Annotated in this window: 22 protein-coding genes and 2 pseudogenes; 12 read left to right on the plus strand and 12 right to left on the minus strand. The window is 58.1% G+C overall.

All coding sequences use genetic code 11. From position 1 onward, the window contains the following. Positions 1–191: 191 nt before the first annotated feature. Positions 192–799 (plus strand): annotated as a pseudogene (locus AC4CWF_RS20445) (hypothetical protein); the annotation flags it as partial. Between the two features lie 9 nt (positions 800–808). On the opposite strand, the gene AC4CWF_RS20450 reads toward AC4CWF_RS20445, so the two are convergent. Continuing rightward, a protein-coding gene (locus tag AC4CWF_RS20450; RefSeq protein WP_491287146.1) for an IS5 family transposase occupies positions 809–1,620 on the minus strand; the annotation gives its coding sequence in 2 pieces (ribosomal slippage) (positions 809–1,278 and positions 1,278–1,620; 813 coding nt in all). Positions 1,621–1,870: 250 nt separating this feature from the next. On the opposite strand from AC4CWF_RS20450, the gene AC4CWF_RS20455 reads away from it, so the two are divergent. From AC4CWF_RS20455 to AC4CWF_RS20475, 5 genes are all read left to right on the plus strand, one after another. Beyond that, positions 1,871–2,395 carry a cation transporting ATPase C-terminal domain-containing protein gene (locus AC4CWF_RS20455; RefSeq protein WP_491287148.1) on the plus strand — a complete coding sequence of 175 codons (525 nt, stop codon included), beginning with the start codon at positions 1,871–1,873 and terminating at the stop codon, positions 2,393–2,395. 289 nt (positions 2,396–2,684) lie between these two features. Continuing rightward, entirely contained in the window at positions 2,685–2,861 is a 177-nt protein-coding gene (locus AC4CWF_RS20460) for a hypothetical protein (RefSeq protein ID WP_491287150.1), read from the plus strand. Positions 2,862–3,386: 525 nt separating this feature from the next. Further along, positions 3,387–5,666 carry a glycosyltransferase family 4 protein gene (locus AC4CWF_RS20465; RefSeq protein WP_491287151.1) on the plus strand — a complete coding sequence of 760 codons (2,280 nt, stop codon included), beginning with the start codon at positions 3,387–3,389 and terminating at the stop codon, positions 5,664–5,666. Between the two features lie 38 nt (positions 5,667–5,704). After that, positions 5,705–7,018 (plus strand): glycoside hydrolase family 130 protein, encoded by a 1,314-nt coding sequence (locus AC4CWF_RS20470; protein WP_491287153.1) that lies wholly within the window; start codon positions 5,705–5,707, stop codon positions 7,016–7,018. Positions 7,019–7,194: 176 nt separating this feature from the next. Then, positions 7,195–7,566 (plus strand): hydantoinase B/oxoprolinase family protein, encoded by a 372-nt coding sequence (locus AC4CWF_RS20475; RefSeq protein ID WP_491287154.1) that lies wholly within the window; start codon positions 7,195–7,197, stop codon positions 7,564–7,566. Between the two features lie 424 nt (positions 7,567–7,990). Here the strand turns inward: AC4CWF_RS20475 and AC4CWF_RS20480 are convergent, their stop codons facing one another. From AC4CWF_RS20480 to AC4CWF_RS20505, 6 genes are all read right to left on the minus strand, one after another. Then, positions 7,991–9,100 carry a hypothetical protein gene (locus AC4CWF_RS20480; RefSeq protein ID WP_491287156.1) on the minus strand — a complete coding sequence of 370 codons (1,110 nt, stop codon included), beginning with the start codon at positions 9,098–9,100 and terminating at the stop codon, positions 7,991–7,993. Between the two features lie 736 nt (positions 9,101–9,836). After that, complete coding sequence (locus tag AC4CWF_RS20485; protein WP_268160328.1) at positions 9,837–10,334, minus strand: GNAT family N-acetyltransferase; 498 nt, start codon at positions 10,332–10,334, stop codon at positions 9,837–9,839. After that, a complete protein-coding gene (locus AC4CWF_RS20490; protein ID WP_112345467.1) occupies positions 10,331–10,627 on the minus strand; it encodes a type II toxin-antitoxin system TacA family antitoxin in 297 nt (98 codons plus the stop codon). The genes AC4CWF_RS20485 and AC4CWF_RS20490 overlap by 4 nt, the downstream gene beginning before the upstream one ends. A 342-nt stretch (positions 10,628–10,969) precedes the next feature. Next, positions 10,970–11,176: a hypothetical protein gene (locus AC4CWF_RS20495; RefSeq protein ID WP_491287158.1), complete on the minus strand. Its 207-nt coding sequence runs from the start codon at positions 11,174–11,176 to the stop codon at positions 10,970–10,972. A gap of 123 nt (positions 11,177–11,299) precedes the next feature. Beyond that, positions 11,300–11,527 (minus strand): hypothetical protein, encoded by a 228-nt coding sequence (locus AC4CWF_RS20500; RefSeq protein WP_491287160.1) that lies wholly within the window; start codon positions 11,525–11,527, stop codon positions 11,300–11,302. An 84-nt stretch (positions 11,528–11,611) separates the two neighbouring features. Continuing rightward, a complete protein-coding gene (locus AC4CWF_RS20505; RefSeq protein ID WP_491287162.1) occupies positions 11,612–11,761 on the minus strand; it encodes an SMI1/KNR4 family protein in 150 nt (49 codons plus the stop codon). Positions 11,762–12,184: 423 nt separating this feature from the next. On the opposite strand from AC4CWF_RS20505, the gene AC4CWF_RS20510 reads away from it, so the two are divergent. Beyond that, complete coding sequence (locus tag AC4CWF_RS20510; protein WP_491287165.1) at positions 12,185–12,814, plus strand: hypothetical protein; 630 nt, start codon at positions 12,185–12,187, stop codon at positions 12,812–12,814. A 314-nt stretch (positions 12,815–13,128) separates the two neighbouring features. Here AC4CWF_RS20510 and AC4CWF_RS20515 read toward each other — a convergent pair whose 3' ends face one another. The 3 genes from AC4CWF_RS20515 to AC4CWF_RS20525 are packed head-to-tail and all read right to left on the minus strand — an operon-like array spanning position 13,129 to position 18,570. Further along, on the minus strand, positions 13,129–16,383 hold the full coding sequence (locus tag AC4CWF_RS20515; RefSeq protein ID WP_491287166.1) for an error-prone DNA polymerase: 3,255 nt from the start codon (positions 16,381–16,383) through the stop codon (positions 13,129–13,131). Beyond that, positions 16,383–17,894 carry a Y-family DNA polymerase gene (locus tag AC4CWF_RS20520; protein WP_491287168.1) on the minus strand — a complete coding sequence of 504 codons (1,512 nt, stop codon included), beginning with the start codon at positions 17,892–17,894 and terminating at the stop codon, positions 16,383–16,385. Before AC4CWF_RS20520 ends, AC4CWF_RS20515 begins: the two co-directional genes overlap by 1 nt. Next, positions 17,815–18,570: an ImuA family protein gene (locus tag AC4CWF_RS20525; protein WP_491287170.1), complete on the minus strand. Its 756-nt coding sequence runs from the start codon at positions 18,568–18,570 to the stop codon at positions 17,815–17,817. Before AC4CWF_RS20525 ends, AC4CWF_RS20520 begins: the two co-directional genes overlap by 80 nt. Positions 18,571–18,774: 204 nt before the next feature. Here AC4CWF_RS20525 and AC4CWF_RS20530 point away from each other — a divergent pair, with 204 nt between their 5' ends. From AC4CWF_RS20530 to dinB, 3 genes are all read left to right on the plus strand, one after another. Then, complete coding sequence (locus AC4CWF_RS20530) at positions 18,775–20,841, plus strand: ATP-dependent helicase (protein WP_491287171.1); 2,067 nt, start codon at positions 18,775–18,777, stop codon at positions 20,839–20,841. Between the two features lie 12 nt (positions 20,842–20,853). Beyond that, complete coding sequence (locus AC4CWF_RS20535) at positions 20,854–21,531, plus strand: SOS response-associated peptidase (protein WP_491287172.1); 678 nt, start codon at positions 20,854–20,856, stop codon at positions 21,529–21,531. Between the two features lie 84 nt (positions 21,532–21,615). Then, positions 21,616–22,695, plus strand: coding sequence for a DNA polymerase IV (dinB, locus tag AC4CWF_RS20540; RefSeq protein WP_491287173.1), 1,080 nt, complete (start codon positions 21,616–21,618; stop codon positions 22,693–22,695). Positions 22,696–23,055: 360 nt separating this feature from the next. Here dinB and AC4CWF_RS20545 read toward each other — a convergent pair whose 3' ends face one another. Both AC4CWF_RS20545 and AC4CWF_RS20550 read right to left on the minus strand, forming a co-directional pair. Next, entirely contained in the window at positions 23,056–23,202 is a 147-nt protein-coding gene (locus AC4CWF_RS20545; RefSeq protein WP_491286699.1) for a DUF1127 domain-containing protein, read from the minus strand. 171 nt (positions 23,203–23,373) lie between these two features. Beyond that, positions 23,374–24,355, minus strand: a pseudogene (locus AC4CWF_RS20550) (3'-5' exonuclease). A gap of 355 nt (positions 24,356–24,710) precedes the next feature. On the opposite strand from AC4CWF_RS20550, the gene AC4CWF_RS20555 reads away from it, so the two are divergent. Both AC4CWF_RS20555 and AC4CWF_RS20560 read left to right on the plus strand, forming a co-directional pair. Further along, positions 24,711–24,881, plus strand: coding sequence for an excalibur calcium-binding domain-containing protein (locus AC4CWF_RS20555; protein ID WP_491287725.1), 171 nt, complete (start codon positions 24,711–24,713; stop codon positions 24,879–24,881). Then, a complete protein-coding gene (locus tag AC4CWF_RS20560) occupies positions 24,863–25,351 on the plus strand; it encodes a thermonuclease family protein (RefSeq protein WP_491287175.1) in 489 nt (162 codons plus the stop codon). The genes AC4CWF_RS20555 and AC4CWF_RS20560 overlap by 19 nt, the downstream gene beginning before the upstream one ends. Positions 25,352–25,368 lie beyond the last annotated feature (17 nt).

Below are 25,368 nucleotides of genomic sequence, written 5' to 3' on the forward strand. Positions count from 1 at the left end.
TCATTTAATTAATCGACAGGCTTAGATAAGCGCGCTTAATTAACGCCGACGTCGAACTCGAGAGCTTTGATCCGGGCGACATCGGAGCTAACACGACAAGCGCCATCAGAAGTGACACGCCCGATACATGCTTTGTTAAAGCTCGCCTCATATTTCCGCTCGCCCTCGGCACTGTTGCCTAGGGAAACGGAATGAGCATGCCCAAACACGATCTTTCATCACGTCATTTTCAGCGAAAAATATCCCAATTCTGCGAACTGCGTATCGCGCCGATCACATCCAAACGGGTGCTGGAGAACATCCGGCCCTTCCTGATGAGCTTGATCATCTATCGAGATCGCCCCCGCTCAGGAGCGGCCAACTCGACTGGACGGCTATAGGCCAGGCCTGCGATGTCGAAGCTGAGCTGACTGCAGGACTGAAAAAGCAGCTCCAGCCAGGCCTGGACGCAATCATCCGTTGGCTAGACGGACCGCCAGCAGTCGAAGAACAACGGCCACCAAATCCGACCGCTAGCCCGGACAAAATGGCGCCCACCAAAAAAGCAGCCTCCGCGCCTTCAACCAGAAAGCCGCGACGTGCAACGGCCGATGGCATCGTTTTCCCATCTGAATCGGCGCCAGGTGGGCCTGCTCCAAAACCGATCAGCCCTTTCCCGGAACCACTATTCGACGCGACAGAGGACCCGGTAAGCTTTCAAGATGCGTTGGTCTATCATATGCGTCGGTTCGGCGAAACCTATTGGCAGCTTTACCGCGCCGTTGTTCATCTGAATGAAACCTTCGACAATAAGAGTCTGTCCGAGAATTCATTTTGATCGTGCGATCCGCCTGATGAGGGTCATGATGGATGCGACATATAGAAAGGCCTCAGCGGCCTTTATGGTCGCCTCCGGGTCTTTCCACAGCCGCCGATTTCGACTGATCCAGGCGAAGAAACGCTCGACGACCCAGCGCTTTGGATGAACGGCAAAGCCGACCTGGTCCTTTGGCTTGCGGACGATCTCGACATCGACAAGCGTCGCATTCTGCGGCCGGTCGCCTGAATATCCCATGTCGGCGAACGCCTTCTCCACGAAGGGGAAGGACTTGCGGGATGCCTGCAGAACAGGGATAGCTCCGTCGCGATCCTGAACATCGGCAGGCTGAGGATCGAGCACCAATGCGCGGCCATCCATATCCACCATCGCCTGCCGCTTTCGGCCCTTGACCTTCTTGCCCGCGTCATAGCCGCGCGGGCCACCGCTCTCGGTGGTCTTGACGCTCTGGCTGTCCAAAATGCGGCACTCGGTGAGGCCTCTCGTCCGACCCGCTCGCGGTCCATCGCAACGAGGCAGCGGTTGATCCGCGTGAATAGCCCGGTATCGCGCCACCGGCAGAAATAACCGAACACCGTGCTCTTGGGCGGCAGGTCTTTCGGGATAAGCCGCCACGGGATGCCGCCGCGCAGAACATAGAAGATGGCGTTGACGATCTCACGCACAGGCCAAACTGGTTTGCGGCCTCTGCGGGCGGGTTGAGGAAACAGTGCAGAGAGCACGTCCCATTCTCTATCCGTCAGATTGGTTTCGTATCGGGATTGGTTGCGATTATACTGCCGCCGGGTGGTCGGGTTCCACATGGCGCTTCCATTCTGGCTTTGAACACCGTCTTGGAATCATCATCGGCCCGATCACTCAACCCCAATTCTCGGACAGGCTCTTAGACGCTGCTATCCTGGATCCAGGGAGAGCGCGGGCCCCGATCCGTTGCCAGTTTCAATATTCTCCTGGGTAGCGGCAATCTCGATGAGATTCAGCGTCAATCAGGATGAGACTGGCGCCGGGGTGTGACGGAGGGAGGGCGTAGCCCGATCGTAGTCATACCCCGGCGTGGCGCAGATTTCGGCGTCTCGTGATCGCGGTCGGTCCGGTACATTTGCGGTTTTCTGGATCGACGCGCCCCTCTTCTCCTGGGCCACAGTCGTCTGGAGCCTTCTTCAGGGCTTGATGGTGCTCGGCGCGGCGGGCGCGGCCGCGTGGTTTGCGCCGGGCTATGGGCTCGACCCCGATCAGGTGCGCGGGCCGGCATTTGCTACGCTGGTGTTTGGCGTGGTAGCCTTGATCCTGATTGACCGGTCCAACTCAAACTCTGTCCTGACGGCGCTCTTGCGGCCAGACAGGGCATTGGCTGCAGTGTTGCCGGTTGTGGCGGCGCTGCTCGCACTGACGCTGTTTTGGGCACCCGCTCGTGAACTGTTCGGCTTTGGCGAGTTGCCGGGCGTCTGGTTTGCCGTGCCGCCGTTGGCCGGCACCGGGGTGCTGTTGGCGCTGGAGGGGCTAAAACCGTCCTGGCGTCTGGCTTTACGCGCTCGTCGACAAAAGGCCGACCCGCCGACAGGAGGCGAAGAGGCGTGAAGAGACAAGGACAAGTTTGCTGAAAACACCGGCGCGAGACCAAGGCTGTCAAGCCACGTTGAGTACTAGCCGGCCTTGGTAGACATCGCATCGTCCGATGCAGTCACAGGAACGGATCCGTCCCTGGTCGAGCCGGATTACCCGAGCGCCTTTGATCTCAAGCGGACCGCAATCCAGAAGGCGGTCGTCAAGATGTGCGAGCGAAACCGCAGGTCGAGCTTCACAATCACCAGCGATGATTTTCACTGAAGCTGCGTCTTCATGCGGCAATGTAATAGCAGGAACCAAGATGGGTTGGAAAACGCCGAAGTTCGAATACGTCAACGGATACAAGATCGTCGAAATCGACGGGCCCGCCTTCCAGGTTTATGACGGTGATCGCCGGCTGGGCGATGAATTTCCTTACTCCGGAGAAGCTGCAGCTTACGCAAAGTCCATGCCGAAGCGGGATGACAAGCGCAGCTAACTGCACAGCAGATGTGACGGCTTTCCGTCTCTGCCCCAATCAAGAATTACGCCCCGATAAGTTTATCGCTGGCATGCCTTGCAATTTCAGGGCGTAGCTCCACTTAAGTATGAGCGACAGTCACAAAAAGGGCGCTGTGGCTTTCTGGGCGGCACGCACCCTGGCCCCAAGTGAGGAGGACGTCATGTCTTCCGACGACGTTTACCGATCGACTGTTACCACTGGCATGTGCGCGAATTGGCAAGCGCTGTGTAGACGCTCCTATTTTCCGGCGGATCGCGAATGCGATCTTGCCAACCTCCCAACGCGAAGATTCGGCTAAGCCAATCTGACCTGCGCTCGGCGCATGACCGCCAATGTGTCGTGGTCGAGTTTCCCGCCGCCGTTCGACACACGTTGCAAAACAGATTTCTCACCGTCGGCGCCCCGCAAGCACTGACGCCGGGGGCCAAGACCACAGTCGCATATCCTGGGGGACAAAGACAATTCCAGCCAAGCAACCTCAATGTTTTTGAAGGAACGCCGATGACCAAGTCCAAGCGCATTGCATTTATTGGCAACTCCCTCCCCAGGCAGTGCGGGATCGCAACCTTCACCACGGATCTCAGCCAAGCGATGAGCGCCTCCAAGCACGGCGTCGATACCCGGATCATCGCGATGACCAATGACAAGCTCAACTACGACTATCCGCAGGATGTGGTCTTCGAGATCCGTGACGGCGAAATAGAAGATTATGCGACAGCGGCACGGATCATCAACAGTGGCAATTTCGACGCCGTCTCGCTGCAGCACGAGTTCGGCATCTTCGGCGGGGCAGATGGCGGGTTCATCCTGACATTGCTCGCAAAGCTGCGCATTCCCGTGGTGACCACCCTTCACACGATCCTCGCAGAGCCAACGCCCGGCCAGTTGCAGGTCTTGCAGAAGGTCGTGGCGGCTTCCAGCCGCGTCGTCGCGATGGCCCGCAAGGGGCGCGAGCTGCTCGAAAGCGTCTATGGGGTCGATCCGGCAAAGATCGATGTCATCGCCCATGGCATTCCGGACCGGGCTTTTCACGATCCCGAACTGGCCAAGGCCAGGCACGGTTACGCCGGCCGGCCGGTTATCCTGACATTCGGCCTGCTTTCACCCAACAAGGGCATAGAAGTCGTCATCGATGCGATGCTGGCGATTCTCACACAGCGCCCGGATACGCTCTACGTGGTGCTGGGAGCAACCCATCCCAACCTGCTGCGTCAGGAAGGTGAGACATATCGCGAAAGCCTTTATGCCCGCGCCGAGCGCATCGGCGTTGGCCAATCGGTCGTTTTCCTGAACCAGTTCGTGGAAGTGCCCACACTGCTCGACTTCATTGCCATGTGCGATGTCTATGTCACACCCTATCTCGACGAGGCGCAGATGACGTCCGGAACGCTGGCCTACAGTTTCGGCATGGGCAGCGCCGTGGTGTCGACACCGTACTGGCACGCCCAGGAACTGCTCGACCAAGGGCGAGGCCGGCTCGTGCCATTTGGTGATGCCGAAGCGACCGGCGACGCGATCGCTTCGTTGCTGGGAGACGACAACAAACGCATGGACATACGGCGAGCCGCCTATGAGACCGGTCGCTCGATGATCTGGTCGCACATCGCATCGCTCTATCTGGCAAGCATTGAGATGGCCCGCGCGGCGCATCGCCCGCGCCTGGTCAGTGACCTCGTGACACAGCAAATTGCCAGGCCGCCGCAGGCAACTTCACTCAAGCTCGGTCATTTCAACGCTATGTGCGACGATACCGGCATTTTCCAGCATGCGGTCTATTCCGTGCCCGACAGGGCACACGGCTACTGCGTGGACGACAATGCACGCGCGCTGGTGCTGGCCATGCAACTGGCAGAGGCAGGGGAAACCGGCATATCCGAAAAACGGACGGCGTGCTTCGCCAGCTTCATCCAGCATGCCTGGAACCCGGATCTTGCCCGCTTTCGCAATTTCATGAGCTTCGACCGCCGCTGGCTCGAACCGCAGGGCTCCGAGGACAGCCACGGCCGCACGCTGTGGGCACTCGGCGTCTGCGCACAGTTCGACAGCGATCGGCCCCGCCGCCGCTGGGCCAATTCGCTGTTTGCCCAAGCCATGTCGACAGTCCTCGGCTTTCAATCTCCCCGCGCCTGGGCCTTCACGCTGATCGGGCTGGACGCCTATTGCCGCACCAACCCGTACGACCGAGCGGCACAAGAGCTGCGGTTGCAGCTGGCAGGGCGGCTGGTCGAACTACAGCGGCGCGTCTCCCGCAGCTCCCGTCACTGGTTCGAGGAAGGGCTGTCCTACGAAAATGCCCGCATTCCGCAGGCCTTGATCCTCACGGGCATGGCAACCGGAACCGCCCAGTTCATCGACGCGGGTCTGAGGACCCTTGGCTGGCTGATGACGCAGCAGACCGGCGAGAATGGACAGTTCAGACCGGTCGGTACCGATGGCTTCTTCGATCAAGGCGACGCGCCGAAGTTGTTCGATCAACAGCCGGTGGAGGCCACCGCAACCATTTCAGCCAGTCTCGCAGCCCATGGCGCAACCTTGGACAAACGCTGGCTCGATACGGCGCACACCACCTTCAAATGGTTTACCGGCAGCAACGACCATGGGGTCTCGCTCATCGACCCGGAAACCGGAAGTTGCCGCGACGGGCTTCACCCTGATCGCCCGAACGAGAACCGTGGCGCAGAGTCCGTGCTCTGCTACCTCATCTCCTGTGCGGAAATGGGCCGTGCCACGCGCCTGTCGCGCCCGGTGCTTCAGGCTGTAGAATTGCGACAATTGTCCTGAGAAGTCGCTCACTTCCCAACCAACCCGAAGGAGCTTCCTTGCCCCAATCGAGCCTTCTCAATCGCCAAGCGCTTTATCTCAAACCCGATGCGACGCGGGTAATCGTGCGCCCCTTCAAGCCCTCGACCGAGCCACGCCACCTTCATCCGCGCGACAAGACGCGGGCAAACGAGATCGTTGACCGCGTGCTATCGCTCGACCCTGCGGCAACGGCCGACCAGTTGCGAGACATCCTGGCCAATTTCGAAGGCCGGCACCGCAACCTTCTGCGCCAGTTCGAGCTCAGAGCCGATGCGATGGAGGATGCCTTTATCCATCACCTGGCCTTTAGCCAGCAGCAGAGACAGCTGATCGGCGCCTATTTCATGAATGAGTACTCGTTCGAATCGTCCGCCCTATTCAATCCCAGCATCGTGCCGCATCCCGACCAGACCGGTGTCGAGGCGGGCAACAGGCGGATCATCCTGAGCCTGCGGGCCGTCGGCGAAGGCCATATCTCGTCCCTCACCTTCCGCACCGGCATGATCGATGCGCAGGGAGCCGTGACGATTAATCCGCCGGCACGGTTGGCGGGGTTGCCAGAAATCCGTGCAGTTGACGGCCTGGCAGCCACAGGCTGCATCGGCCTCAGCTTCAAAACTGAGAGCGATCTTAGCGAGCGCGTGATTTTCCCGGTGACGGAAGCGCAATCGAACGGGATAGAGGATGCGCGCTTCGTCGCCTTCGACGACGGGGGCCGAACGGTCTACTATGCGACATATACCGCCTATAACGGCACGGCAATCCGGTCCGAACTGCTGGAAACCCGGGACTTTCTCAACTTCACCCTGACGCCGCTGCACGGAGCCGCTGCGCGCAACAAGGGAATGGCGCTATTTCCGCGTCGCATCAACAACCGCTATGCCATGATAGCCCGCCAGGATAGCGAAAACCTCTTCCTGCTCTATTCGGACGACCTGCACAGCTGGGACGAAGGTCAGTTGTTGATGAAGCCCGAATTCGCCTGGCAATTCGTGCAGATTGGCAACTGCGGCTCCCCTGTGGAAATCGACGAGGGCTGGCTGCTCTTTACCCACGGCGTCGGGCCGATGCGCCGCTATTCGATCGGTGTCTCGCTTCTCAACAAGAATGATCCGAGCATCATTCTCTCCCGCACGGTCGAGCCCCTGCTCCAGCCAGAACCGACAGAGCGTGAAGGTTATGTCCCAAATGTCGTCTATTCCTGCGGGGCGATGCGGCACGGCGACCTCATTGCGTTACCCTATGCCGTGTCGGACACCTATTCGAATTTCACAACCATGAATATCACAACGCTTCTCGCCACGATGCAGCCGGTGAGGCAGGCGGGATGACCAATCGCCCGCGCGTGCGGTGCGTCCTGCCGCACCATCAGCCTCGCGCTGCTCAAGACCCTATTTCTCGACACCATACTGCCAATATGGGCCAAGAGGGTGTTCGACGCTGCGCTGCGACAATCAAGGTGAGACTATGAAGCTCTGATCGGCGCGGCCTATGCGGGAGAGATCGCGTGAAGAGTATCCACACAGTCGACGAAGCCCGCCTCGGCATCATGCTCAACGAACTGAGGCTGCCGGCGATCAAGACGCTCTGTACTTTCGGTGGCACCGGTGAACGTTTCTCGCACAAGCCGTGGGGCATTTTTGGCGGTGGAGATGGAGAAAGCAGCAAGTTCCCCATCCTGTCTGAAGACGGTACGGAAAAGCGCCTGCCCCATAAGATCCCGAAGGTGGTGGTTTCGCCGACGGAACAAATTGTCATGCAGACGGCGGGATCCGGCGGCTACGGAATGCCAGAACAACGTCCGCCCGAGTTCATCAAGGCAGACCGCGCCAGCGGAAAGTTCTCGGCCAGCTCCATCAAGCGAAATTATGGTGTATGATATTTGGCGATGTCAGGTTGCCGTTGGCTTAATGGTTGACGGATAATGGCGGTTGGATGAGAACGTCTACGATCAGCTATAAGAACCACCGCTTTCCCCGTCGATCATCTCTCGTGCGGTCTGGCATAGGAAGCCGCATCGCTACACGCCCGTTCGAACCAGGTGCGGCATTTGATTTTCTACTCTGTTACCGAGAAATTCCTACCTTTGAAGTTTGTGAAGGAAACGAAATCAGTTGCCGAAAGTCGGATCGACGACGTCAAAAGAAGTTGGACGTCGTGTTCTGGGCGGCGGATCAATTTGCTTATTCGCCTTGATGGGGCCCGAACCTATGCCGACCACTTAAAATCTACAGGTAATTGTTTTTGCTTATCTATTAGACACAAATCTATCTGGAATTTACACCTCTATTTTGTTGCCAAACTTAGCCTGTTCTGTATTTTATGTCGCCATCATCGCGAAAAAGAGAAACAATATCCCTATCAAGACGATAGCTATATCCGTCACTGCGGAACAGATTCGAGATTATGCACTCAATGAGTTTTATATTTACCTTAACCCCGAAACTAAGCAAGGCGCGCTTTATCAATTCATAAACCTCGCGATACTCATTCGTTTTTTCCGGAATTTTCTTGGTGTCATATACTATCTTATCTATTATTTTCGAAAAATGATGCACACCCACAGACGAAGCCGGCCCTAAAGCGTCTCGATGAACTCTTTTCACCAATGTAGTTCTATATTGGTGTATGGCGCGAATACATAACATATTCATCTTTTCGTCGTAACTATCCGCACCTAAACGAAGGCCTGATCTACTTGTAAGCTCAAGAAGAAGGGCAGCGAAATCTTCATTGTAAATCAGGCTTCTCTTAGGAAAGGCGTTGATATCGACCCCGAGCGACGAGTAAGGGTTGGGCCCGACGTTCAAAGGCTCGAAAACATCTTCCCCAATCATTAAGTCCAGCTCATCGAACCCAAAAGGGTCTGTGATATCGAGGCAAACGACATTCGTCCGGCGTCCAGTTGAAATGCCTACGAAGTCGCTATGACGCCGGAGATAATTTACCGAACTCCCGTGGAACTCGATAACGACATCACCATCAAATTTCGTCCAGGATACTGTGTTTGGCTCATCAAACTCCGGGGTCACCCATGGCTGCGAAATCGTAGTTACGCTGCCTTTACGGTCCCTATCAAGCTTGCGCGCTGATCTTGAAAAGACAACATCGAGAGTTCTGTCATGGGCTAGAGCAGCGTTTGATCCGAGTGGAAATTGCTGAGACAAGCCTGACTGTAAGAAGTAGTGCGAATGCTTCTGAAGTTCGGCGAGGAATTTTGGGTCGGGGTTGGAATTAAGATGGCTATGCCCGTCACCTCTCCCGTCTTGTGCAAAGGAAGTAAAAACAACTTCGTTACAGCCGTGTAGCGCCTGATCTGGCTTCACAACCAAATCGTGGACGCTTCCAGCAAACAGGTGCGGAACCTGATAGCTGACATTGTTCGTCCATTCGTCAATCACAGGAAGTTTCATAACCCCGATGCTTTCACCGCGGTGCGGTGTATGAAGCGTTGTTAGGAAGATCCCCTGCTCTCGATGAAAGCGGCAAGCATATACTTTTGCAAGCAACCCGCCTTGGCTGTGACCGATAAGGATAACGGTCGAATAGGAACGCAAGCACCCGTGGAGTTCGGAAGACAGTCTCTGTAAATTACTAAATGGACTCTCCATCTCGAGAAGATAGCGGAAATCGATCCAGCCATAGGTGAAGTAAGCGATATCAGCGTATTGAAACGCCTCAGCTTTTTCGAGCTCATTCCAAAAAAGACTGTCTCCGCTCTTCGACTTGAAGGCCGCTTCAGAATTGCTGAGAATTCCGTGGATGAAGACGACGACTGCGGTGGAATTACGTCGTCTAACTACGTTGAATTCGGTACTTTGAGTAAATTACTTGAGCCGCTGGATTATGCCCATTTTAATTCAAGCCTCCCCGGCGTTCCCGAAATAGAGAGCCATCGCCAAGCCCACTAATAGCTTAAGATAGTATTTACCTCGTAAGACTTTAAGGGTCTTGGCGGGGCATTGAACTTCCATACCCCGCCGCGAACTTGCTATGCTTCGGGGTCAGCAGCCTGCCGTCCGGCTTGACGAAGTGGTTGAATAAAGGTCTTGATGGGATTAGAATCCTCGACCATCATTTAATGTCGGGAGTTTCCGTCGGAAATTCAGCGAGATGGATTGCATCAACCGAAACTTTGAAGAGTTCCGCCTACGGGTTCAACGCGTTATTGAGGTCATGCAATCCGACCATCAGCATCATTGGGTCGGAAGGAGAAGACAGGAAGCCGACGGCCTCATAGAAGGCTCGTGCGTCATCTGAAATCGCATGAACGAGCATGCCTCGAATGCCGAGTACTTCCGCGGCATTGAGCAGGCGCAGGCCCGCATCGCGCACCAATGCCCTGCCGATACCGCGCCCTTGGTAGGATTGATCAATGGCGAGGCGACCAAGCACAGCGACCGGAATTGGATCAGGCATATTGCGCCGAAAACGGCCAGGTGCTTCCGGCTGTTTGACGGCGCCGGAAGCGAGCGCGTAAAAGGCGATGACGCGGCTCCCCTCGCACACGACGAAGGTCCGCGATGCGCCGCTCGTTTGATTAGAACGGGCGCGACGTCGCAGCCAGTCGTCCAGTTCAACGACTCCGGAATCGAACTCGGCCAGTTCATGATGATCGGCCAGGGGTGCCGGTGCGCTAAGGGTCACGCCTCATCCCACGGAGCTTTGGTCGACATGGTGCGTGCTAAACGCTCATTGGGCTGCGTGGGTGCATCGAGCCGGGCGAGGTATTCAGCATAGATTTCCGCGCTTACCGTGAAGACAGTGCGGTCAAGCAGCACCTCCTCGGCTCGGCGCTCTGAGGCTTCCAACATAAAATCCGTTCGCGTTTTACCGAGCAACTCTGCGGCGCGATCGATCAAGTTGCGGGTCGCAGGCTTGATGCGCATATTCAGCGGCACGCTGGCGTCCGAGCTTTTGCTCGTGTGTGAGGTTGGCATGGCAAACTCCTGTTTGCACCTATATAGCGTAACGACAATATCTTTACAAGATCCGTGTAAAGACACTGTCGTTACGCCGTGCATGCATTCGCAACCGCGACATTAGCTCATTTGAGCTCTTGAAGGGATTTGAACCATCGACACCTTCAGCCGGAAAAGTGCAGCGGATCGGCATAACTCACAGCCCCCCGTGCCTGCCTCGTGTTCCGTCATTATGCCGATAATCTGTTGGACCGTGAAACGGTTGCGCTTGATTCTCTGGTTCTCTCAACGGGCCGGAGCTTAATTCAAAATAGATTAGGTCTGCGGGGCAAGGTCATTGCCGATCGCCGCAGCTTCTTCCTATTCCTGTACCAGGAAGGACCACAGCCATTCAAAAAGTTGGACGAAATCCTCGCCTGTTTTGCCAAGGTTTTGGATCAGCTCTAAAGTCTGATCGTACGCATAGATCACGATTAGCGTCAGCACGAGAAGCACCAGCCATGGCCACATTGGCGGCTTGCGTTTAGGCTTTTGCTTGTCGTCGACGATCGGTGCACTGGCGTCCAAAGATCATTCTCCTGCTCGGCGACCTAGAACTGCACGGGCCGCTTGGTCTTCTTCTGAGTTATAGTGGCCCAATCTCGTGTGGACCTCCCGGACATATGGCTTTCAACCTTGACCTTGACGAGGTCACAATACCACACGTTCTTTGGCTGTAGTGGGCGCTGCTGGCCTCTCTAGATCGATTACAGTTCGGATATTGACGAGATGATCAACAGGCATTTCTGCGGAAGGGAATGTCCCAGCGTAAGGCGAGACAACATTGGCGCTGATAATGGCGATCAGCAAGCATGAGAAACCTTCTGCCTGATTTCCCCAGGTATACAGGCCAGTGCCGCTGTCGTTGAGCTGAAGCATCGTCGATCATGCCGTCTTGAACCCGGCATCTGCCGGAGGCTATTCGTTGAGCCATCCTCTCCATCATGGCATCTATGTCGCTGCTCACGACGGAGCGGGAATTCTCGCCGTGATAGCAAACCACGATCTGGTCGGCTGTTTGCTTTCCGCAGGATTAAGGTCGGAGCAGAGATAGTCACCACCACCGTCCTGCATGATCGGGATCCAGCGACGCGACCACCAATTCGCCTGCATGCCGGGGCCAGCGTCGACGACGATGTCATTAGAAAAATTTGATTTTGCTGTCTGGAAACTCCCCGTTGAAGAAATCGAAGGTCTCGACCGCCTCCTCCAGAGACATGAGTGTAAAAGCGCCTTCCAAGCCTACTCCACTATATGGCTGGCCGTTCGCCAGCGGAAAGAGGCTTCGTATCAGAGGAGGTAGCGCCTGCCCGCCAGAGCTTTCGACAGCCTCAACCTGCTCCTCTGATGCTGGTTCGCTGAAATGCGGCTTGGTGCAGGATCGTGCTCTGCAAGCCAGCTCGCACGATTTCGAAGCTGCTTTGCGTCATTGTCCATTTCGCGGCGATCCCACAGCAAGATAGGTGGTTTCCAAGGAACGGCAACCGGTCAATTTCTCTTGTTGAACCATGATTGGATCGGCACCATTTAGAGGACATGGAGAAGTGCGACAAAAGCGATATCGAACTGATCAGGACATGGACGTTGTCGCCGGCGATGACGCTGGGATCTTCCGTCCGAGCGAAAGGTATTCTGCAAGAGGTGCAGGCCAGGCTTCCGACGGTCTCGAAGAAGTCGATAATTTTGGAGGGAAACGAGGTTATCCTCGCGATGCCCGCAACCGAGAAGTCCACGTTCAATATCACAGCCGGGATCATTTCCGCAGTGATGGCGGAAGCCGAGAACCTTCCGGTGATCCCGCGCGAGATACAGGACATCCTGGTCATCAAGACGAGCGAGCGCCATCGCTGGCTCGCGGACGGGCGTCTTCCGAGTGCAGGGACGAGAACAGTGCGACTGAATGGTCGTGCTCGCCAGATCACATTCCACGTCTTCGATCCGAAGGTAGTAGAGGACCTTCTCGACCGCGGGACGGTGGACGAGTGGCGGGTGGAAGACGCGGAGACGAAAGCCGAGAAGCGACAGAAAGCAGCGTATCAGAGGAAGCTTGCTCGATCGCTCAAGAAGGTGCCGAAGTCAGGAGTGGCGTCGAACCATGAACTCGAGGAAGGCGCAGACGAACTGCGTGGTTGGAAGGAGTTCGACCGGGATGGTTTTCTTCGCTAGGTATATGCGCGGCGGCATCGATCGATCACTATGCCTTTACCGACATGATCTTGGGCTGGGCGTGCCTAACCCTCCAGGATCATGGTCTTGAGTGGGATCGAGCCGCTATTCTCTATTTTCTGGACTCGACTCAAATGGCTTAGAGTGTTTCACTCCGCTCGGAGGGCTGGACATGGCATACGAGTGGGACGAAGGCCGCGCACGAAAAATGCGCCTGATTAAGCTAGCATCCGTGTGTGCATTGACGGCAACAGCACTCAGTGTTCCTGTAGCCTTGCTTTTGACCGCATCTCCTCTGTAGTTGCCCCCCTACCTCACTGAAAATTCCGGCTTTTCACCTTCAGCGTATCGATGTGCAGGTCAGGTACATAAATTTCACGCGCCTTGACGCCCATTGGCGGTCGCTCGCGGCTGCCCGGTGAGCCATGGGCGAATTCATCGCCACGCCCTGTCGGTACCCGGAAACTATCCCGCTCGCCAAGACTTGCCAGATCGCTGGTCAGATCGAACATCCGTTGGGCCACCAGATGCACGACGCCACCTTCGCGCTGGATCTTGCCGTTGATCGCCATCATTGAGGATCCAAGCACAACGCGGCGCTGCTTTTCGAACAGGCTTGGCCAGACAACGATATTGGCAACACCTGTCTCATCCTCGATGGTCATGAACATGACACCCTTGGCGCTACCCGGCTTCTGACGGACGAGAACCAGACCCGCCGTCATCAGCCAGCGACCGTCGCGCGCCGATGTCGCCTCGGCGCAGGTGACGATATTTCGGCGGGTGAGATCCTCGCGCAGGAAGCTGACCGGATGCGCGCGCAGTGTCACGCCGGTATGGCCATAGTCCTCGACGACATTGGCGCCCTCGGTCATCTGCCGAAGCGTCACGTCCGGTTCCTGCTGTTCGGCGATCACCGCCCGCTCGCGATCAGCAGCAGCCGCGAAGAGTGGAAGAGGCTCGTCGCGCAAGGCTTTGATCGCCCACAGCGCATCGCGTCTTTCAAGCTTAAAACCCGGCCGGAACGCATCGGCTTCGGCAAGCTTCACAAGAGAGGCCGATGACACACCAGCGCGCCGCCACATATCGTCGATGGAAACGAAGGGCTCGTCGCCACGCGCCACCACGATTTTTGCCGCATCTTGCTCGGGTAGGCCCTTTACCAGACGCATACCGAGACGCACGGCATGGCCGTCGCTCCCCCTGATATCTTCGAGCGTGCAATCCCATCGCGAACGGTTGATGCAAACCGACCTGATCGCAACACCATGGGCGCGGGCATCCGTGACGATCTGAGCCGGAGCGTAAAACCCCATCGGTTGCGCGTTGATGAGGGCGGCACAGAACACATCCGGATAATGGCACTTCAGATAGGACGAGGCGTAGGCGATGAGGGCAAAGGAAGCGGCATGGCTTTCGGGGAAGCCATAGGAGCCAAAACCCTCGAGCTGGGAGAAGGTCTTTTCGGCGAACTCTTCCGTGTAGCCGTTTTTCACCATCCCCTGGACCAACTTGTCCTTGAACTTGCTGACCCCGACGGTGAACTTGAATGTCGCCATCGAGCGTCTGAGTGCGTCGGCCTCCCCGGCGGTAAAACCGGCACAGACGATCGCGACTTTCATGGCGCTCTCCTGAAACAATGGCACGCCCAGCGTCTTGCCGAGAACTGCCTCCAGTTCCGGCTTCGGATAAACGACTGCCTCCTTGCCCTCACGCCGCCGAAGATAAGGATGCACCATGTCGCCCTGGATCGGACCGGGGCGAACGATCGCCACCTGGATGACTAGGTCATAATAGGTCTGGGGTTTCAGCCGCGGCAGCATCGACATCTGCGCCCGCGATTCAATCTGGAAAGTCCCGAGCGTGTCGGCCTTGCGGATCATCGCGTAGGTCGCCGGGTCCTCCTGCTCGATGGTGGCGAGATCAAGCTTCACGCCCTTGTGCTCTTCCAGCAACGCAAAGCCCTTGGCCATGCAGGTCAACATGCCCAAGGCCAGCACGTCCACCTTCATGAACTTGAGCGCCTCGATATCGTCCTTGTCCCATTCGATCGTTTGGCGATCCTCCATCCGGGCCTGCTCGATTGGCACCAGTTCGTCGAGGCGGTCATTGGTCAGAACAAAGCCGCCGGGGTGTTGACCGAGATGACGCGGAGCCCCCATCAGCTGCTGCGCCAGTTCCAATGTCAGCCGCAGGCGCCGGTAGGACATGTTCATGTTCAGCTCGTTGACATGCTTTTCGCCGACGCCCTCTTTGCTCCAGCCCCAGACACCTGAAGACAGCGCCGTGATCATGTCTTCAGGCAGGCCGAGCACCTTTCCGACATCACGAAGCGCACCCTTGGCGCGGTAACGGGTGACGGTCGCGCAAAGGGCTGCCTTCTGCCGGCCATAGGTCTTGTAGATCCACTGGATCACCTCTTCGCGTCTGGCATGTTCGAAATCGACGTCGATGTCGGGCGGCTCGTTGCGCTCGTCCGAGATAAAGCGCTCAAACAGCAGATCGTTTGCGGCCGGATCGATCGCAGTAATCCCCAGCACGTAACAGACGGCTGAATTGGCGGCACTTCCTCGGCCCTGGCAGAGGATATCCTGAGATCGCGCAAAGCGGACAATGCTATAAACGGTGAGGAAGTAAGGCGCGTAGTCGAGCTTGCGGATCAGGTCGAGTTCGTGATTGAGCGTCTTTACCACATCATCAGGCACGCCCTCGGGGTAGCGATCACGCACGCCCTCCCAGGTGAATTTTTCCAACGTCTGCTGCGCCGTCAGTCCGGGGATGATCGCTTCCTCAGGATATTGGTATGTCAGCTCGCTCATGTCGAAGCGACAGCGATCGACAATCTCGCGGGTACGGGCGAGCGCCTCCGGATAGCGGCTGAACAGCCGGTGCATCTCCTCGGGCGGTTTTAGAAAGCGATCGGCATGCCGTTCGCGCAAGAAGCCGGCCTGATCGATGGTTGCGCGATGGCGAATGCAGGTGACGACATCTTGCAATTGCCGCCTGCCCGGCTCGTGAAACAGCACGTCATTGGTAACAACAGGTCGGACCTTGTGCCGGATCGCGAGGCTGTTTAGCTCGTGCAGTCGCAGCTGATCATTGGGCCGCCGGCGCAGCGTCAGCGCCATATAGGCGCGGTCGCCAAAGATATCTCTCACCTTGCGCAGCTGGACGGCACATGCGTCATCGGCCTCGTCGGGGATTAGAACGGCGAGCAGTCCCTCTGCATAAAGGGCCACATCCGTCAGATCGAGGATGCAGTTGCCCTTGCCGCCCCTCTCCTTGCCGAGTGACAGAAGCCGGCACAGCCTCGAATAGGCCGCCCTGTCCTTTGGATAGACCAACATTGACATGCCATCAGCCAGATCGAGCCTGCAGCCGACGACCAACCGGACACCGGTTTCCTTGGCAGCCTCCCAGGCGCGCACAATGCCGGCAAGGCTGTTTCGATCGACGATGCCCAGCGCCTCGATGCCCAGTGCCTTGGCCGTGGCGAACAGCTCATCGCAGCCTGACGCGCCGCGCAGGAAGGAAAAATGACTGGTCACCTGGAGCTCGGCGTAGCGCATCAGCCGTAGATCCCGTGCAAAAACCATTTGGCCGTTCCGGTCGCGGGATCCACGCCATCGCCGGAGCGATAGACCCAGAAGCGATTGCCGTCCTCATCCTCGACAGAATAGTAGTCCCTGACCGCCTCCATCTCGGATGAGCGAACCCACCACTCTCCAAACACCCGTTCAGGCCCGTCGCCGCGCTTGATGCGCCGGCGTTTGCCGCGCCAGGTTATCGACGCCGGTGGATGGTCGGGCGTGAGCGCAATCACCTCGATCCGTTCCGGGCACGCCAACATGCGGCTCGGCCGCGGCCAGCGGGTCGGCCATGCCTGACCGAGTTTTGCGGCAATGGGGGAAACACGCCCGACATTGCGCTCGGGAACGTCGCTTTCGACGGGCGCCAGCCGGTACATGCGCTGACCACGGTTTCCGAGACTGTCGAGCAGCGGCGTGACATCGACGATGGTTTCTTCGACCAGCGAGGAGATGGACTGCTTATCCTCGAGCGCCTCGATCATAGTTGCGGCAAGAGACAGTTTATCGATACCGAAGCCGGGATCGATCTTCTCGATGCTGGAACAGAGAAGCTTTGTCAGATGCGCAATATCCCGTACGGGTTTGGCCGTACCGGCACGCAGGGACTGCAAGGTATTATCGACGCGGTAGATGATCAGATCGGCGCGGCGAACGCCCTGCCCTCGCCTCTCCAAGGCGGCACAGAGTTCGACCACGAGCTTGCCGATATATCTGGCGATGGTCTCGGCCGCGCCGATCGGCTCGGAGAACGACCGGGAAACCTCGACGAATTCGGCGGTGCGAATGGGATCGATCGGTTCGGCAAGGCGTCCGAACATCTGATCGAGCCTGCGGCCCACCTCCGGCCCGAAACGCAATGTCAAAGGCGCCCGTGGCGTTGCCGAGACTTCGCCGACGTTCCGGAACCCAAGTTCGGTCAAGCCGCTGACGATGTCGGAAGGAAGACGAAGGCTGGAAACGGGCAGATTGACCACGGCCTTGGCCGTCTCACCAACTGGGATGATGAACACCTCGCGCCGGGTAGTGCGGGCGATCGCATGGGCGCAGCCCCACGTGTCGGCGATGGCACCACGGGCTTGAAGGCCGCGACCTCTCAAGGCGTTGACGAGGCCGGTGAGCATAAGCAACTCTCCGCCGCGCAGATGGTCCGCACCCTCGGTATCCATAACGATGCCGTCGAGACTGTCCATTGCCACCACTGGCGTATATTGGCGCAGCATCCATAGCGCCAGGCGCTCGATCGCCAAGGCGTCGCCGGCCGGATCGGCATCGACCAGATGCAGGCCGGATATCATCGCCTGGGCTTTGGCGGCGGGCATGCCGATCCGGACGCCGGCCTTGAAGGCTGCTGCGTCGACTGCCGCCACGGTGCGTTTCGCTCCACTGCGGGAAACGACTACGACCGGTGTCTCAGCCGAAATTCCGGGATCCGCGCGTCTGATCCTGTCCGTCGCGAGCGTGGGGAGAAAGACTGATACGACCCGTGGCATCGCAGGCACCTATTTCAAATTCCGCGGCTTCTCCCGCTCTTGCTCTGATCAGTTCCGCCAGCCACCGCGCCCGACCGATGCCTGGTACGGGAAGCGGCTCGGAAGGCAGGACGCTGATGCGCCATCGTGTGGTAGCAGCCGTCGGCTGCCCGAAATCGGCGGCCTCCGTCGGGCGCCGCCATCGTCTAAGCGCGATCCCCATCGTGCCCGAAGCCTCTGCCGCCAATTGCAGGCGCCGCGAGGCGGTCATAGGGAGACGCACGAGCTCGGCGACCACAGCCCCAAGCCCGCCAAACCGCAGACCTTCCTCAAAATTGGCCAGCACATCCTCCTCCCGGTCGGCTTCGACATAGATCACCCGGTCATGATGGAGCCCCGCCTGTGCCAAGGCCGGCCCGAACAGGTCGGGGCGTGTCAGGCACCAGAGCACATCGCCCTTTGTGCGTGCGACGATGCCGGCGACAAACAGAGCGGCGGCCGCACCATGCACGGCGTCAGCTCCGCCACCGGCCACTTCATGCAGGGCTCCCAAGGCAAGCCCGCCGCCGGGCAATCTGGCATCGATTTCGGCAAGACCGAATGACAGAACCTCGCCCTTACGCACAGCTCTCCCTTCGAGGCGCTGAATGCGCTCGCGAAGATCTGCAATGGTTGGATTGGCGGCAGGGTTAAGCATGGGCTGCGGATGTCTTTTCGATGCCGTTCAGGGCTTTCCAGCGGCGATCACCGCTGATATGTTCATTATTTGTTCTCATCCTCAAAATGAGTCAATGCTGATTCTAGCAGAGGCCAAGGCGCGGATGGCGGAACAAGGCGCATAAACGACAGGCATCCAAACCAAAACGACCAGAACAGACAGGCACTTATCGGGGATCATGGCATGACGGTTGCCTATCTGGAAAAACTGAACGAGCAGCAGCGCCAGGCTGTGGAACACGGCGTCGGTCTCGCTGAAGGCGGAGTTGCCGGCCCACTTCTGATCATAGCTGGCGCCGGGTCTGGCAAAACCAACACGCTTGCTCATCGCGTAGCCCACCTGATCGTCAACGGGGCCGATCCGCGACGAATTCTGCTGATGACGTTTTCAAGGCGTGCCGCATCTGAGATGGCACGCCGTGTCGAGCGGATCTGCAAACAGGTGCTGGGCGCCAATTCCGGGGTGCTCACTGACGCGCTTTCCTGGTCCGGCACGTTTCACGGGATCGGCGCCCGATTGCTGCGCATCTATGCCGAGCAGATCGGACTGAACGTGGATTTCACCATCCATGACCGCGAAGACAGCGCCGACCTGCTGAACCTTGCCCGCCACAAGCTTGGGTTTTCCAAGACGGAAACCCGGTTTCCAACCAAAGGCACCTGCCTGTCGATCTATTCGCGTGCAGTCAATTCGCAATCGCCGCTGAACGAGATCCTGCGCCAGCACTATCCATGGGTGGCCACGTGGGAAGACCACCTGAAACAACTGTTTGCAGCCTATGTCGAGGCCAAACAGGCTCAGAACGTGCTCGATTATGATGATCTCCTGCTTTACTGGGCACAAATGGTCAGCGACCCGGATCTGGCCGACGATATTGGCAATCGCTTCGACCATGTGATGGTCGACGAATACCAGGATACCAACAGGCTGCAGGCTTCGGTGCTGATGGCGCTGAAACCCGGCGGCCGTGGCCTGACGGTCGTCGGCGACGATGCGCAGTCGATCTATTCGTTCCGGGCAGCGACAGTCCGTAACATCCTCGATTTCCCCTCCTCCTTCAGCCCGGCCGCCGACATCATCACGCTTGATCGCAACTACCGCTCGACGCAGCCGATCCTGGCCGCCGCCAATGGCGTCATAGATCTGGCCCGCGAGCGTTTTACCAAGAACCTGTGGACCGACCGGCAATCGCTGGAGCGACCAAAACTCGTCACCGTCAAGGACGAGACCGAGCAGGCGAATTTCATCGTCGACCAGGTGCTTGCCAATCGCGAGACCGGCATGACGCTGAAGAACCAGGCTGTGCTGTTTCGCACATCCAGTCATAGCGGTCCGCTCGAGGTCGAGTTGACCCGCCGCAACATTCCCTTCGTCAAGTTCGGTGGCCTGAAGTTTCTCGACAGCGCCCATGTGAAAGACATGCTGGCGGTGCTGCGGTTCGCGCAGAACCCACGCGACCGTGTCGCAGGCTTCCGGCTGCTGCAGATGCTGCCGGGCATCGGGCCGAAGACAGCCAGCAATATTCTCGAGACGATCGCGGCCGATCCTGAACCTTTGCTGGCCCTTGCCGAAATCCCACCTCCGCCTAAGACAGGCGAAGACTGGACATCCTTCGTCCAGTTGCTCGCAAACCTGCGCAAGGCCGAAGATGGCTGGCCCTCGGATATCGGGCAGGCACGTCTGTGGTATGAGCCACATCTCGACCGCATCCATGAGGATGCCGATACCCGCAAGGCTGATCTGTTGCAGCTGGAACAGATCGCCAGTGGCTATCCTTCGCGCGAGCGCTTTCTGACTGAACTGACACTCGATCCGCCTGACGCCACCAGCGATCAGGCCGGCGTGCCGCTACTCGACGAGGACTATCTGATCCTGTCGACCATTCATTCGGCCAAGGGGCAGGAATGGCGCGCGGTCTTCATACTCAACGTCGTCGACGGCTGCATGCCCTCAGATCTTGGAACCGGCACGACACAGGAACTCGAGGAAGAGCGCCGTCTGCTCTATGTCGCCATGACCCGCGCCCGAGACAGTCTTTCGTTGATCACGCCGCAGCGTTTTTTTACCCACGGGCAGAACGCTCAAGGGGATCGGCACGTTTATGCAGCAAGGACGCGGTTCATTCCGGCAACGCTGCTACAATTCTTCGAGACGACGACCTGGCCGAAGGTCTCGGCAGTTGCATCTGAGCGCAGCGCCCAGCAGATCCGCATAGATGTCGGCGCGCGCATGCGGGCCATGTGGAAATAGGGAGGGGATCGAATGTGCAATCTCTACAACGTGACCACCACCCGTGACGCGGTTCTGCAGTTCACGAAAGCTTTTAGAGATCGCGCTGGCTGGAACGAAGCGAGCTTCGATGTCTATCCAGGTTATCAGGCGCCCGTTGTCCGAATGTGTGACGACGGAAACCGAGAGATCGCTCGCGCCACCTGGGGCATGCCGTCGCCACCAGCCTATGTGAAGAATTACGATCCCGGCGTCACCAATATCCGCAATGTGGGCTCACCGCACTGGCGCCGCTGGCTTGGCGTCACCAACCGATGTGTCGTGCCCTTCACCTCCTTTGCAGAGCCTGATCCGGCGAGCAAGGTGGAAGGCGGACGTGTGCCGAATGCCTGGTTTGCCGGTAATGAGGACCGGCCGCTGATGTTCTTTGCGGGCTTCTGGACGCCGTGGAAAGGTGTGCGCAAAGTCAGGAATGGCGAGCAGGAATACGAACTCTTCGGGTTTCTGACCACGTCGCCCAACGAGATCGTCTCGCCCATCCATGAAAAGGCCATGCCGGCAATTCTGACCACGCCGGAGGAAGTGGATATCTGGCTGACAGCCCCTTGGGACGAGGCCCGGCATCTGCAACGCCCCCTTGCTGCCAATATGCTGGTCATCGTGCCGCCCCAGCCCAAGGGCACTTCAGATGAAGAAGGTCTGTTGCTGTGATCATCGGCCACCGCCGCTACCAACACGACCAAGCGCCCCAACGCGACGCGCCGACTTGGCCGCGCCACTTCGTGAGCCGAACCGATGGATAGCGCACCTATGCGCAAAATCATCCATGTCGACATGGATGCCTTTTATGCCTCGGTCGAGCAGCGCGACAATCCTGACTTGCGCGGACGACCACTGGCCGTCGGCGGATCCGCCGCCCGTGGCGTCGTTGCAGCAGCAAGCTACGAGGCAAGGACCTTCGGCGTGCATTCGGCCATGCCGTCGGTGACCGCGAAGCGCAAATGCCCTGATCTGATTTTCGTACCCCCGCGCTTCGAGGTTTATCGGCAGGTCTCGCAGCAGATCCGGGAGATCTTTGCGGAATATACACCGCTGATCGAGCCGCTTTCACTCGATGAGGCTTATCTCGATGTGACCGAGAACCTGAAGGGCATGGAGATCGCAACCGAGATTGCATTGGAGATCAGAGCGAAGATCAAGGCGGTCACTGGCCTCAACGCGTCGGCGGGTATTTCCTACAACAAATTCCTGGCCAAGATGGCGAGCGACCTGAACAAGCCGAACGGCCAGGCGGTCATCACGCCGAAGAACGGCCCAGGGTTTGTCGAGGCCCTCCCCGTCAAGAAATTCCATGGTGTGGGACCGGCGACAGCCGAGCGGATGAAACGCCATGGGATCGAGACCGGGCTTGATCTGAAATCGAAGTCGCTTGCCTTCCTTCAGCAGCATTTTGGAAAGTCTGGTCCGTATTTCTACGGCATCGCGCGCGGCATAGACGAGCGGCAGGTCAGGCCCGACCGGATCCGCAAGTCCGTTGGCGCCGAAGACACGTTCGTCGACGACATCGATGATCTCGATCTCGCCAAAGCCGAGCTGCGGCCATTGGCCGAGAAAGTCTGGAGGTATTGCGCGGCGCACGACATCACGGGGAAGACCGTGACGGTCAAAATCAAATATTCGGATTTCAGCCAGGCGACGCGCAGCAAAACACTCTCTGGCCCAGTGTTGGATCTCGACATGGTGCTGGAGATTGCAGAGATCCTGATCGCCTCGGTCTTCCCGTTCAAACGGCCCGTGCGGCTACTGGGGATCACTTTGTCATCGCTGAACACCGAAGAGAGTGAGCAGACACCGCAGCTGGTTCTTGGCCTCTGATGCGACGGGCCTGAAAACGAAAAAGCCTGCCGCGGGAGGAGGTGCGGCAGGCTTTTCCGAAATCATTGAACAGCGGCCGGGAGGAGGAGTGCCGATGTTCTGACAGACGCCCCATGGGAGGAGGAGTGGGTCGTCTAAATTCAAAGCTCTGCGGGAGGAGGTGCATCGCTTCGATGACAACAAGATACCAAATCTCAGCGCACATTAAATGGACTTTGCTGCAGTGCAGCCATGCGCAAAACGCAGGCCCCTCCTCCAGATGAGAGAAATCTATCATCAGCACTTCGGGGCGTGCCAAATACAGAAACGCCCGCGTCTTCGGCGGGCGTAGTGTCATCAGTATGGGCGGGAAAAGGCCGCTTAGCGAGCGACCGACTGGCGCGCAACGCTGTGGATGTCCGAGCGATCGATACCCAGGTCCTGCAGTTCGCGCGAGCTCATGCGGCCGAGTTCGGTAACGGTCTGACGGTACTTGCGCCAGTTGTTGAAAGAGCGTGCTACGTTCATGGTGATCCCCTTTCGTGAGGTCTCTTGACGCCAGCAACCTTGCCTTGGTTCCAACGTCGTTTCGATGATTGGAATATAGGCTCTCGGCCAACGGGCGATAAGGCACAAGGTCTCAGGTCGGCCATGCGTCCACAGCATGGGTCCACTCAAAGGATTAGCTGAAGGGAGCAATCAGGCCCGGAACCGGTCGAAGGCAGTGAGGCGCTTGATCGGTGGATCTGCATCGGGATAACGGTAGATCTCGGCCCTGAGATAGCGCAGCTCATCATCGAGCGCTTCTTCCTCAACTTCGATCCACCAGGATTTCGGGCGGCCGTCGCTACCATCGGACCAGCGATAGCCTCGCGCCTTCAGGTGGTCCTTCATGTCGAAGGGGCTGTTTTCCGCAAAGATCCGGACACGCGACCTTTGGCTTGCTTCATAGAGTTCAGCAAAGGCAGTGTAAGCGCTTCCATCGACTTGCCGAGCGAGGACTTCCAGAAGCGCGAAACAATCATCGACAGCGCGATGCCCTTCATGAAAATAGCCCGCCTGCCCAATCAGGTACCCGAGCTTTGTGCCTTCATATCCCCGCGCAGACCATTCGATCTCGGAGTTGGAGCATGCCCAGGCCTTGTCGGAAAACAGATGAGAAAACGCCTCGCAGAACGGCCGGTCGAAACCAGCATTATGAGCGATCAGCAGATCCAACCAGCGCCTCCAGCGCCGCCATGTCAATCGTTTGCCCGGCAACCATATCGTCGGTAATCCCGGTGAGCCTGGTGATCTCAACGGGAATGGAAGCGCTCGGCTGCTGAAGCCCACCGTAGATCCCGGTCACGTCCCCGATGTTTCCCGTTGCGTCGAAGGTAAACGCGATTAGTCCGATCTCGATGATCTCATCATTGCGAGCATTGAGACCCGTCGTCTCCGTGTCGAGGACGATACCTTTGAGGGGAAATTCCTGGCGAGGGAATGGCGCGACGGCCCGTGGCACGAGTTTCGTGAGGATGCGGTATCGACCCGTCTGAGACAAATGTCGAACCATGCCTTCTTCGCTCATCGGGACCGTTTGCGGTTCGGCTTTGGCTGCTCTGGCAGATCTGGCCAAAGCACTTGCCGGAGATGCGCTTCCCAAGGCCTCCTCGGAAAACATGTCAAATTGTTCTGCCATCTCTGTTCCGTCACCATGGAGAATTGTCGCCGTTCAAACACGGTGGGGCACGCAGATCAACCGTGTCGGGGCGCACATCGTGCGCAACCTGCACGAACATTTGCGACCTCGAGGCTACAAGTCGAGCTGCCATCACCCGTAATCCGGATTGTGATCGCCAAGCGCCAGCGCCTGGCGATTATCGCTTTGCCCTTGAGCACCATATTATCGCCGGCATCTCGGTGCGCTAAACGGCATTCATTCTGGACCGCAGTAACAAGAAGTGCTTATCTCCCTACAACCTGGGGAGGGCAACATGAACACTGTATTCGCCGCGTTTTTGGTCGCAACATCAACCGTTATGCCCAGCGGACCAATGACACCGTGGCCAGGCCTCGAGACCGCGCAAAGCTGGTCTTGTCAGCCTCGGAAAACCTGCAAACAGATTCAATCCTGCGAGGAGGCCCAATGGTACCTTGGCAACTGCTCTTGGGGCGGAAAACTGGACCGGGACTCGGATGGCATTCCATGCGAGTCAATATGCTGAGGGTCGTCGCAATCGCAAGCCTGACTTTGGCCAGTCTTCCCGCTCTGGCACAAGGCCCGATCGTCGGGAAGGCTTCCGTCGTAGATGGCGATACCATTGAGATTTCCGGGCAACGGATTCGCATCCAGGGCATTGACGCACCAGAAAGCTGGCAAGGATGCTGGGACGCTGGCGGAAAAGTCTATAGATGCGGAAAAGTGGCGGCCAAGGTCCTGGATGATTTCTTGGGCGCATCAAGACCGACCCGGTGCGAGTTCATCGAACGGGATCGCTACAGTCGCATAGTCGCCAATTGCTTCCGTGCCGATGGTGCGAGCGTCGGGGAATGGATGGTCCGCTCAGGATACGCGCTGGACTACAAACAATATAGCAAAGGTGCTTATAAGGAGGCCCAGCAGAAGGCTGCGGCAGAAAAGGCCGGCATCTGGCAGGGGCGGTTTGATGCTCCATGGGATGCACGCAGGCAATAGCGGCACGACCCGCGTGT

It is taken from the genome of Neorhizobium sp. PAMB6630 (assembly GCF_058242775.1).

Excerpts from the sequence above, each read along its gene's own strand:
- AC4CWF_RS20460 (WP_491287150.1), top strand. The coding sequence starts at position 2,685 with ATGGGTTGGAAAACGCCGAAGTTCGAATACGTCAACGGATACAAGATC.
- AC4CWF_RS20465 (WP_491287151.1), top strand. The coding sequence starts at position 3,387 with ATGACCAAGTCCAAGCGCATTGCATTTATTGGCAACTCCCTCCCCAGG.
- AC4CWF_RS20480 (WP_491287156.1), bottom strand. The coding sequence starts at position 9,100 with ATGAAACTTCCTGTGATTGACGAATGGACGAACAATGTCAGCTATCAG.
- AC4CWF_RS20490 (WP_112345467.1), bottom strand. The coding sequence starts at position 10,627 with ATGCCAACCTCACACACGAGCAAAAGCTCGGACGCCAGCGTGCCGCTG.
- AC4CWF_RS20500 (WP_491287160.1), bottom strand. The coding sequence starts at position 11,527 with ATGCTTCAGCTCAACGACAGCGGCACTGGCCTGTATACCTGGGGAAAT.
- AC4CWF_RS20505 (WP_491287162.1), bottom strand. The coding sequence starts at position 11,761 with ATGCAGGCGAATTGGTGGTCGCGTCGCTGGATCCCGATCATGCAGGAC.
- AC4CWF_RS20510 (WP_491287165.1), top strand. The coding sequence starts at position 12,185 with ATGGAGAAGTGCGACAAAAGCGATATCGAACTGATCAGGACATGGACG.
- AC4CWF_RS20515 (WP_491287166.1), bottom strand. The coding sequence starts at position 16,383 with ATGCGCTACGCCGAGCTCCAGGTGACCAGTCATTTTTCCTTCCTGCGC.
- AC4CWF_RS20520 (WP_491287168.1), bottom strand. The coding sequence starts at position 17,894 with ATGCCACGGGTCGTATCAGTCTTTCTCCCCACGCTCGCGACGGACAGG.
- AC4CWF_RS20525 (WP_491287170.1), bottom strand. The coding sequence starts at position 18,570 with ATGCTTAACCCTGCCGCCAATCCAACCATTGCAGATCTTCGCGAGCGC.
- AC4CWF_RS20530 (WP_491287171.1), top strand. The coding sequence starts at position 18,775 with ATGACGGTTGCCTATCTGGAAAAACTGAACGAGCAGCAGCGCCAGGCT.
- AC4CWF_RS20535 (WP_491287172.1), top strand. The coding sequence starts at position 20,854 with ATGTGCAATCTCTACAACGTGACCACCACCCGTGACGCGGTTCTGCAG.
- dinB (WP_491287173.1), top strand. The coding sequence starts at position 21,616 with ATGGATAGCGCACCTATGCGCAAAATCATCCATGTCGACATGGATGCC.
- AC4CWF_RS20545 (WP_491286699.1), bottom strand. The coding sequence starts at position 23,202 with ATGAACGTAGCACGCTCTTTCAACAACTGGCGCAAGTACCGTCAGACC.
- AC4CWF_RS20555 (WP_491287725.1), top strand. The coding sequence starts at position 24,711 with ATGACACCGTGGCCAGGCCTCGAGACCGCGCAAAGCTGGTCTTGTCAG.
- AC4CWF_RS20560 (WP_491287175.1), top strand. The coding sequence starts at position 24,863 with ATGCGAGTCAATATGCTGAGGGTCGTCGCAATCGCAAGCCTGACTTTG.